Origin of the sequence: Nonomuraea zeae (assembly GCF_005889725.1) — a bacterium.
GTDB lineage: Bacteria > Actinomycetota > Actinomycetes > Streptosporangiales > Streptosporangiaceae > Nonomuraea > Nonomuraea zeae.
Map to the genome: position 1 here is coordinate 22987 of NZ_VCKX01000137.1, position 8542 is coordinate 31528.

Below are 8542 nucleotides of genomic sequence, written 5' to 3' on the forward strand. Positions count from 1 at the left end.
GCTAGCGCCCGGCCCAGACCGGGCGCGCGCCGGTGACGTTCGTCATCAGGGAGTAGAGCGAGGACGAGGCCGTGATGAACATCCGGTTCCGCTTGAGCCCTCCGAACACCAGGTTGGCCACGAACTCGGGCAGCTTGAGCCGCCCGATCAGCGTGCCGTCGGGGTCGTGGCAGAGCACCGCCTTGCCTGCCGCGGCCCAGACGCGCCCGGTGTCGTCGAGCCGCAGCCCGTCGAAGTTGTCCTGGTCGGTGCCCTCGGCGAAGACCTTGCCGCCCTCGAGCGTGCCGTCGTCGCGCACGTCGAACACGCGCAGGTGCCTGGCCCTGGTGTCGGCGATGTAGAGGCGGCTCTCGTCGAGCGAGAAGGCCAGGCCGTTGGGCCGGACGAAGTCGCCGGCCACGATCCGGACCTCGCCCGTCGCCGGGTCGGCGCGATAGACATGGCAGCCGTCGATCTCCTGCTCGGCGGCGACGCCTTCGTAGTTGCTGATGATGCCGTAGGGCGGGTCGGTGAACCAGATGGAGCCGTCGGAGCGGACGACCACGTCATTGGGGCTGTTGAGCCGCTTGCCCTCCCACCGGTCGGCGATCACCGTGATCGAGCCGTCGTGCTCGGTCCGGGTGACGCGGCGGTTGCCCTGCTCGCAGGAGATCAGCCGGCCCTCGCGGTCGAGGGTGTTGCCGTTGACATAGCCGGACGGCTGGCGGAACGGCCCCACCGCGCCGGTCATCTCGTCCCAGCGCAGCATCCGCTCGTTGGGGATGTCGCTCCAGAGCAGGAAGCGGCCGGCCGGGAAATAGACCGGGCCCTCGGCCCAGCGGGTGCCGGTGTAGAGCCGCTCGATCTGGTCGTCTCCGCCGACCGCGGCGAACCGCTCGTCGAGCACCTCGAACTCAGTGGGGATCGTGTCCGTCATGGCCACCACCATACGCTGTTCGGACTATTGGGCATATCGCGAGATAGCATTCAGTGATGGACGATATCGACAGGATGCTGATCGGCCGGCTTCAGGAAGACGCGACGCAGTCGTACGCGGAGCTGGGCAAGGCCGTGGGGCTGTCCGGCGGGGCCGCGCATGAGCGGGTGCGCAAGCTGCGCGAGCGCGGGGTGATCAGGCGTACGACCATCGAGGTGGACCAGGCGGCGCTGGGGCGCGCGGTGACGGCGTACGTGCTGGTGGACGGCGGCGCGTGGATGGGCGGGAGCGCGGACGCGCTGGCGGCGATCCGGGAGGTCGAGGAGGCGCACGTCATCGCGGGGCCCGCGTCGGTGCTGCTCAAGGTGCGTACGACCGGCACGAAGGAGCTGCAGGACGTGCTGCGCCGGATCTTCGAGGTGGACGGCGTGACGGGGACGCAGACGGTCGTGGTGCTGGAGACGTTCTTCGAGCGGGCCCTCGAATGATCCGCTGATCCTCAAGTAATCTCCAGGTATGACCAAGGTCGCCTGGAACACCAAGGAACTCACCGTCGGCCAGCTCGCCGAACGCAGTGGCGTGGCCGTCTCGGCCCTGCACTTCTACGAGGCCAAGGGGCTCATCGCGAGCCGGCGCACAGCGGGCAACCAGCGCCGCTACAGCCGCGACAGCCTGCGCAGGGTCGCGTTCATCAGGCTGGCGCAGCGAATCGGGATCCCGTTGAAGACCATCAGGGACGCCCTGGCCGAGCTCCCGGACGAGCGCACCCCCAACCGCGGCGACTGGGCCCGGCTGTCGGCCGCCTGGCGGGGCGAGCTCGACGATCGCATCGAGCAGTTGCAGCGGCTGCGTGACGACCTGACGGACTGCATCGGGTGCGGCTGCCTGTCCCTGGACCTGTGCCCCGTGGCGAACCCGCACGACCGGCTGGGCGACGAGGGGCCGGGCGCGCGGCGTATCGACACCCGGCTCTGCCCGCCGCAGGTCTGCTGCACGCCTGCCTCCTGAGGCTCCCTGCGAGTCTCCCCGTACGTCCCCCGGCAGGTCACGCCCGCGCGGGGGCCTTCGGCGGGGGGACGATGAGGGTCGGCCGGTGCGCGTGGTGCAGCACGTGGTTGGACACGCTGCCGAGCAGCACCGAGCGCACTCCGGCCAGGCCGCGCGACCCCGTGACGATCAGCGAGGCGTCGATCTCGTCCGCCACGTCCACGATCGTCTTCCAGATCGACTCGTTGTCGGCCACCGCCCGGTACGAAACGTCGGACAGCCCGGCGGCGGCCGCCAGCTCGGCCCCCTCCTTGGCGTGCGCCTCGGCCTGGGCCTGCGCCTGCTCCTCGGTGTCCGGGTCGATCGCAGCCCCCGCCAGCGGATATTTCTTGATCTGCACGAGCAGCGGCTCCCACACCGTGACGATGAGCGTGGGCTCGGCCGTCAGGTGCTTGGCCGCGAATTCGATCGCGGTACGCGAGTCCGCCGAGCCGTCATAGGCGACGAGGATGGTCATGGCGTTCTTTCCCTTCGCTTCACTCTCTCTCGGTAGAGCACTGAAGCGATCACTCGCCATTCCTGGGCCAATTGTCTGCTTTGTCACACCCCTTCTGGGTCTATGGCACGGTGCTGCTCGCGCCGGTCACTTCCGCTCCAGCGCGGCCAGGCGCAGCTCAAGCTGGTCAACGCGGTGCCGTAGCAGGGCGACCTGGGCCTCCAGGCTGACTTCTCGTTCCGCCCTGCGCTGAATGCGCGGTGACGCGGCGGCGCGCTCGATCACCGCGTCCAGCTGGACCAGGCGCTGCGGCCCGTTCGGGCCGTCCACCAGCCGGGACCGGATCTCGCCGTTTCGATACCAGGACCGCAGGGCCGAGCGGGAAACGCCGGTCTCGGCCTCCGCCTTGGCCAGCGTGACCCAGGGTGTCTCGTCCAGCTGCTCGAACAGCTCCAGCTCGTTCTGCCAGCGCGCGAGCCGATCCTCCCAGTCCGACGGTGACTCCATCGCACCCTCCTTTCGGCATGGTGACCATGTCAATGACAGTGTATTGACAGGGTTGAGACCATGGAACCATGCCATTTGAACGGTTCACGGTGAAAGCCCGCAAGGTCGTCGTCACGGCCCAGGAGGAGGCGAGGCTCCTCAAGCACGACTACATCGGCACGGAGCACCTGCTGCTGGGGCTGCTCGACGCGCCCGACAGCACGGCGGCCAGAGCTCTGCACCAGCTCGGGTACGACAAGGAGACGGCGCAGGCCGATATTGCCGCAGTGGTCAAGCCCGGCACGCAGGAGCTGAGCGGCCACATCCCGTTCGCGCCGCTCGCGAAGAAGACGCTTGACCTCGCCCTGCGCGAGGCGCAGCAGTTGCACCACACCAACATCGGTACGGAACACATCCTGCTCGCCCTGGTCAGGGAAGGCGCGGGCGTCGGCGCGCAGGTGCTCGCCGAGCGGATCAATCCGATCAGCAAGATCCGTGCCGCTGTGCTGGCCTCGCTGGAGGGAGCGCAGGACGTCCCGGCCGGCCCCTGGCCGACCGGCACGCCCGCCACCGAGGACACCGTGTCCGCCGCCAGCGCGCTGGCCGGTGGCGCACCGGTCGGCAGCCATCACCTGCTTGAGGCGATGCTGCGGGCGGAGAACAGCATGGCGGCCAGGGTGCTGCGCGAGCTCGGGGTAGACCCGGACGCGGTCGCCGCCAAGATCGACGAGCTGGATCCGGAGACGACCACGGACGCCAACCCGGAGGAGGCCGCCGCGCGCAAGATGGAAATCCGGCTGGTCGGCGATGAGGTGCACCTGATCCTGCGGGACCCGGCGACGGTCGCGATCGCCAAGGGGGTCGCCGAGCTGTCCGGCGGCCCGATCCAGGGCGTCGGGCCGGTGGCCGGCCTGTTCGTCCCGCTCTGGCGCTCGACCAACCAGCTGCTGCGGCAGCTCCAGCGCCTGCTGGAGCCGGAGCCCGCACCCGAGGAGGGCGGGTCCGCCGCGAGCAGGGTGACCAAGGTCGTGCGCACGGTGCTCGCGCCCCGGCTGCGCCGATGAACCGGCTGATCAACGGCCCGGAAGAAGCGGCCCGGAAGAAGAGGATGCGGGCCGGCGTCCCGCGAGCAGGCAACACGGTGACTCGGAGGCAATCATGACCATCGCCATCGTCGGAGGCGGGCTGGGCGGCCTGGCCCTTGCCCGGGTGCTGCACGTGCACGGCATCGACGCCGTCGTGTACGAACGTGACTCGTCGCGCGGCGCGCGCGGTCAGGGCGGCATGCTCGATCTGCACTCCGGCACCGGGCAGCGGGCGCTGCGGGAGGCGGGCCTGATCGATCAGTTCCACGCGATTGCCCGTCGAGAAGGCCAGGACATGCGGCTTCTGGAGCCGGACGGCACCCTGCTGCTGCAGGAGGACACGCCCGACGACGCCCCGCTGGAGCGGCCTGAGGTCGACCGTGCCGATCTGCGCGACCTGCTGCTGGACTCTCTCCCCGAGCACGCGGTGCGCTGGGGGCACGCGCTCGATTCCGCCGGCGATGGCCTGCTGCGCTTCGCCGACGGCGGCAGCGCCACGTACGACCTGCTGGTCGGCGCAGACGGCGCGGACTCCCGGGTCCGCGCGCTGCTCACCGACGCCCGGCCGGTCCACACCGGCCAGAACGCCGTCGAGCTCGGCATTCCCGATATCGACCGCACCCACCCTGACCTGGCGGCGATGGTGGGACGCGGCAACTACTGGGTGCTCGGCAACGGGCAATCCCTGTCGGCGCAGCGCAACGGCGACGGCCGCGTACGCGTCTACCTCAGCTTCTACAACACCCCCGGGGACTGGTTCGCCACCAGCGGGATCCCGTTCGGCGACCCGGCCGCCGCCCGGATGCGGCTGATCGACCTGCTCACCGGCTGGGACCCACGGATCACCGCACTGATCGCCGCCTGCGACGACACGATCGTGCCACGGTCGATCGCCACTCTCCCGGTCGGCCTGACCTGGCCGTCGCGGCCAGGCGTCACGCTGCTCGGCGATGCCGCGCACCTGATGCCGCCGGTGGGGCAGGGCGCCAACATGGCACTGCTCGACGGCGCCCTGCTCGGCCTCGCGCTGGCCGCGCACCCGGACGACTTTCCCGCCGCCGTCGAAGAGTACGAACGCGAGATGTTCGTCCGCGCCGGCGCGGCCGGCCGGCAGTCCGCGCACGTCCAGGAAATCCTGACGTCGCCGGACGCCAGCCGGAAGATGCTCGCCTTCTTCCAGCCTGGCTGACGGGAACGCGAGCGCCCGGATGTCCCCCGGGTCCGGGACTCGGCTCTGGACCAGCCACGTCCGTGAATCTTGTCACGAGCGTGTCCGGCTGCTGAGAAGATCGGGGGTGCTCCGAATAGCGAAGGCCGTACTCGCCAGATTGCCGGACCCGCTGCACGCACTTGCGCTGAAGCACCGCGAACTGCTGAAGTTCGCGGTGGTGGGTGGCACAGCGTTCTTGGTGGACAACACGGTGTTCTATGGGCTGAAGCTCACCATCCTGGAACCGAAGCCGGTGACCGCGAAGATCATCGCGGTGCTCGTGGCGACGATCGTGTCCTACGTGTTGAACCGCGAATGGTCGTTCCGGACCAGGGGCGGCCGCGAGCGCCGTCACGAGGCGGCGCTGTTCTTCCTGGTCAGTGGCGTGGGCCTGGTGCTCAGCTCCGCGCCGCTGTGGATCTCCCGGTACGCGTTCAGCCTGGAGACCCCGGACGTGAGCCTGGTGACCCAGGAGCTCGCCGACTTCGTGAGCGCGCAGATCATCGGCACGCTGATCGCCATGGTCTTCCGCTTCTGGGCGCTCCGGAAGTGGGTCTTCCCCGACGAGCAGGCCCAGCCCGGCGGCGTGCGGCTGGCGCCCGTTCCCGATTCGACGGACGAGGCGGCCTGACGGCCCGCGGCTTCAGTGCTGGGCCATGTCCACGAAGCGGCTGTAGTGGCCCTGGAAGGCCACCGTGACCGTGGCCGTGGGGCCGTTACGGTGCTTGGCCACGATCAGGTCGGCCTCACCGGCCCTCGGTGACTCGCGCTCGTAGGCGTCCTCGCGGTGCAGCAGGATGACCATGTCCGCGTCCTGCTCGATCGAGTTGTGCAGGCTGATCCCGTTCGCGATGAAGTTGTGCGTGCCCAGCACCGTGGCGTCATAGACCGGCTGCTCGCCCAGGGGCTCGACGGCGGCGATCTCGTCCCAGAAGACATCGTTCGTCGCCAGCAGGTCGAGCTCCGACTCGTCGAGCACCGCCGCGATCCGGCCCAGCCGCTCGCCGCCCGATGCGCGCTCCGCCCGGCTCGATCCGCCGGAGCGGGCCGGCGCCGCGGCTGCGGGCTCTCGCCGGCTCTCCCGCTCCAGCAGCGCCGTCCTGACCCGCGACCACACTTCCCGGGGCACGGTGTCGATGCCGGTGTCGCCGGTGACGCCGCGCAGGTGCGCCGCGCATTCTTCGGCCGAGTGCGCCCGGTCGCCATCGACGCCGATCTCGTCGAGGAAGCGCAGCTGGTTTTCCGCCCCGTGGACGTGCAGGTGGTAGCAAGGGGGCTGGTCGCCCTCGCGGCTCTCCTCCACCCTGGTCATGACGTTGAACCGGAGCAGCAGCCTGGCCACGTCGTCCACCAGGCGGCGGCTGCCGGCGGAGTAGTGGAGGCGGGCCTGGCCGAGCGATCGGTCCGGCTCGACGCTCCCGCCGCCCGCCCACAGGTGCCGCAGGAGCAGGGCGATCTGCCGTTTGGGCAGCGAGAACACGCTCTCGGGCAGGCCGCGCCGCAGGGACGACCCGTCGCCGCGGGCGAGCAGGACCAGCTCGTCCTCGTCCCGCTCGGCGATGTCCAGCGGCGCGGGCACGTGCCGCGGCACCGCGACCCTGGTGCCGGGCGGCAGGTCTTCGAGCGCCCGCCAGCCGTCGTAGGTGAGGAACGGGTGGTTGGCCGTCGCCTCGACCTCGCGCCCAGAGCGCAGCCGCACGCGGTGGACCTGCTTCACGCCGCTCGGGAAGACGTGGGTCATCGTCCGCGGCACCAGCTTCAGCCGGTCGTCCAGCGACCAGACGGGGATGTCGCGTGCCCCCGACTCCAGCAGCTCCCCCAGGGAGACCTCGGCCCCCGTGTCAGCTCGCATGACGCGGGTGGCGGCGGTCAGGCAGCCGGACTCACGCAGGTCGCTCACCGCGGGACGCTTGTCGGTGCGCTGCTCGGGACCTCGGTTGAGCTGGGAGATCGCGATGACCGGGACCTCCAGCTCCTTGGCCAGCAGCTTGATCGCACGGGAGATCTCCGAGACCTCGTTCTGGCGGCTCTCGGTCTTCTTCGGCGAGCTCATCAGCTGGAGGTAGTCGATGACCACGAACTTCAGGTCGTTACGCTGCTTGAGCCGCCGGCACTTGGCCCTGATCTCCATCATCGACATGTTGGGCGAGTCGTCGATGAACAGCGGCGCCTCGGCTACCTCGCTCATCCGCCGGGCCAGGCGGGTCCAGTCGTCGTCGCCCATCATGCCGGAGCGCATGGTGTGCAGCGCCACGCGCGCCTCGGCGGACAGCAGGCGCATGGTGATCTCGTTGCGGGACATTTCCAGCGAGAAGATGACCGTGGTCATCCCGTGCTTGATGGCCGCCGAGCGGGCGAAGTCGAGGCCCAACGTGGAGTTGTGGGTGGGGATCCACGTCCGCCCCGCCAGATAGAGGTGGTCGGCGTTGTCCACCTCCACGCACCGCACCGGCACCGACGGCATCGGCCGCACGTCGATGATGTAGCGGTGAGGCGTCTCAGGGTGGCCCTCGGCGGGCACCGGGGCATTCCGGCAGGCCAGCCGGAAGACCCGGTCGGCGGGCGTGAACGTGATCACATGGCTGGTCGAAGCGGCTTCGGTGCGGCCCTGGACCGCCGTGGACGTCGAGGTCGCGGTGTAGCCCAGGCTCAGGATCAGCTCGCGGACGCCCTGCGCCAGTCGCCGGTTCGTGGCGGCGAAGCGGACCGTCCCCCGGTGGTCGACCTGGCCGCCGGTGTCGAGGAGCCCGGCCAGCAGGGCTCTGCGCTGCCCCTCGGACGCGCGCAGGTATGCGGCCGGGATGTGCCTGTCGGTCAGCACCCCCATGCGGCGCAGCGGGGCGTCCATGGTGGTGAGCCGCGCCGAGCCGGGGGCGTCGGCGCCGAGCCAGGCACCCAGCGCGTACGGCGGGATCGCCAGCTCCCGGTCGGGCAGCTCCAGCGGCTCGGCATTCGCGACCCGGTGGTCGAGCCGACCGCCCGCGGAGCCGCCGCCGCGCAGGGTGGCGGCGATCTCTTCGGTCGTGCGCACCCGCCTGTCGGTGGCGTGCACCCCCTTTTCGGTCGTGCCCACCCCCTTGTGCGCCTCGGTGAGCGCCCGCTGACCCTGGTCGTGGCCGGAGCCGGCCGCGGCCGCCCGCGCCGCACGGCGGGAGGCGGGGGTTTCGGTGAGCCACTGGTGCCCGCCGTCGGCCACGATCACCGTGCCGTCGTCGAACTCCACCTCGTAGCAGGGGCGGCCGTGCATGACGTCGGTGGCCGCCACGACGCGGGTGGGCCTGCCGTCGGCCCCGATCAGGTGGTCGCCCACCCGCACCTGCCCCATCGTGGTCCAGCCGGTGGGGGTGGGCAGGGGGGTGTCG

The 8542-nt window shown here is 70.6% G+C and carries 9 protein-coding genes; 5 read left to right on the forward strand and 4 right to left on the reverse strand.

Annotation, left to right across the window (positions count from 1 at the left end):
- Position 1: 1 nt before the first annotated feature.
- Entirely contained in the window at positions 2-916 is a 915-nt protein-coding gene (locus tag ETD85_RS35095; protein WP_138694115.1) for an SMP-30/gluconolactonase/LRE family protein, read from the reverse strand.
- Positions 917-972: 56 nt separating this feature from the next.
- On the opposite strand from ETD85_RS35095, the gene ETD85_RS35100 reads away from it, so the two are divergent.
- Together ETD85_RS35100 and soxR are read left to right on the forward strand one after the other, a co-directional pair.
- Positions 973-1404 carry an Lrp/AsnC family transcriptional regulator gene (locus ETD85_RS35100; protein ID WP_206058990.1) on the forward strand — a complete coding sequence of 144 codons (432 nt, stop codon included), beginning with the start codon at positions 973-975 and terminating at the stop codon, positions 1402-1404.
- Positions 1405-1432: 28 nt separating this feature from the next.
- Positions 1433-1924 carry a redox-sensitive transcriptional activator SoxR gene (gene soxR, locus ETD85_RS35105; RefSeq protein ID WP_138694117.1) on the forward strand — a complete coding sequence of 164 codons (492 nt, stop codon included), beginning with the start codon at positions 1433-1435 and terminating at the stop codon, positions 1922-1924.
- A gap of 37 nt (positions 1925-1961) precedes the next feature.
- On the opposite strand, the gene ETD85_RS35110 is transcribed toward soxR, so the two are convergent.
- The gene (locus ETD85_RS35110; RefSeq protein WP_138694118.1) at positions 1962-2420 is read right to left on the reverse strand and encodes a universal stress protein; all 459 of its coding nucleotides are present in this window, start codon (positions 2418-2420) and stop codon (positions 1962-1964) included.
- Between the two features lie 126 nt (positions 2421-2546).
- The gene (locus tag ETD85_RS35115; RefSeq protein ID WP_138694119.1) at positions 2547-2906 is read right to left on the reverse strand and encodes an excisionase; all 360 of its coding nucleotides are present in this window, start codon (positions 2904-2906) and stop codon (positions 2547-2549) included.
- Between the two features lie 68 nt (positions 2907-2974).
- Here ETD85_RS35115 and ETD85_RS35120 point away from each other — a divergent pair, with 68 nt between their 5' ends.
- The 3 genes from ETD85_RS35120 to ETD85_RS35130 all read left to right on the forward strand — a co-directional run bounded on the left by ETD85_RS35120 (position 2975) and on the right by ETD85_RS35130 (position 5811).
- On the forward strand, positions 2975-3949 hold the full coding sequence (locus ETD85_RS35120) for a Clp protease N-terminal domain-containing protein (protein ID WP_138694120.1): 975 nt from the start codon (positions 2975-2977) through the stop codon (positions 3947-3949).
- Between the two features lie 94 nt (positions 3950-4043).
- Entirely contained in the window at positions 4044-5159 is a 1116-nt protein-coding gene (locus tag ETD85_RS35125; RefSeq protein WP_138694121.1) for an FAD-dependent oxidoreductase, read from the forward strand.
- A gap of 106 nt (positions 5160-5265) precedes the next feature.
- The gene (locus ETD85_RS35130) at positions 5266-5811 is read left to right on the forward strand and encodes a GtrA family protein (protein ID WP_240779628.1); all 546 of its coding nucleotides are present in this window, start codon (positions 5266-5268) and stop codon (positions 5809-5811) included.
- Between the two features lie 12 nt (positions 5812-5823).
- Here the strand turns inward: ETD85_RS35130 and ETD85_RS35135 are convergent.
- The coding region (locus ETD85_RS35135) for a DnaB-like helicase C-terminal domain-containing protein (RefSeq protein WP_138694123.1) at positions 5824-8542 on the reverse strand (2719 nt) is incomplete at its 5' end.

Bases quoted from the DNA above. Each gene is read 5' to 3' on its own strand.
- ETD85_RS35115 (WP_138694119.1), bottom strand. From the start codon at position 2,906: ATGGAGTCACCGTCGGACTGGGAGGATCGGCTCGCGCGCTGGCAGAAC.
- ETD85_RS35095 (WP_138694115.1), bottom strand. From the start codon at position 916: ATGACGGACACGATCCCCACTGAGTTCGAGGTGCTCGACGAGCGGTTC.
- ETD85_RS35100 (WP_206058990.1), top strand. From the start codon at position 973: ATGGACGATATCGACAGGATGCTGATCGGCCGGCTTCAGGAAGACGCG.
- ETD85_RS35125 (WP_138694121.1), top strand. From the start codon at position 4,044: ATGACCATCGCCATCGTCGGAGGCGGGCTGGGCGGCCTGGCCCTTGCC.
- ETD85_RS35120 (WP_138694120.1), top strand. From the start codon at position 2,975: ATGCCATTTGAACGGTTCACGGTGAAAGCCCGCAAGGTCGTCGTCACG.
- soxR (WP_138694117.1), top strand. From the start codon at position 1,433: ATGACCAAGGTCGCCTGGAACACCAAGGAACTCACCGTCGGCCAGCTC.
- ETD85_RS35110 (WP_138694118.1), bottom strand. From the start codon at position 2,420: ATGACCATCCTCGTCGCCTATGACGGCTCGGCGGACTCGCGTACCGCG.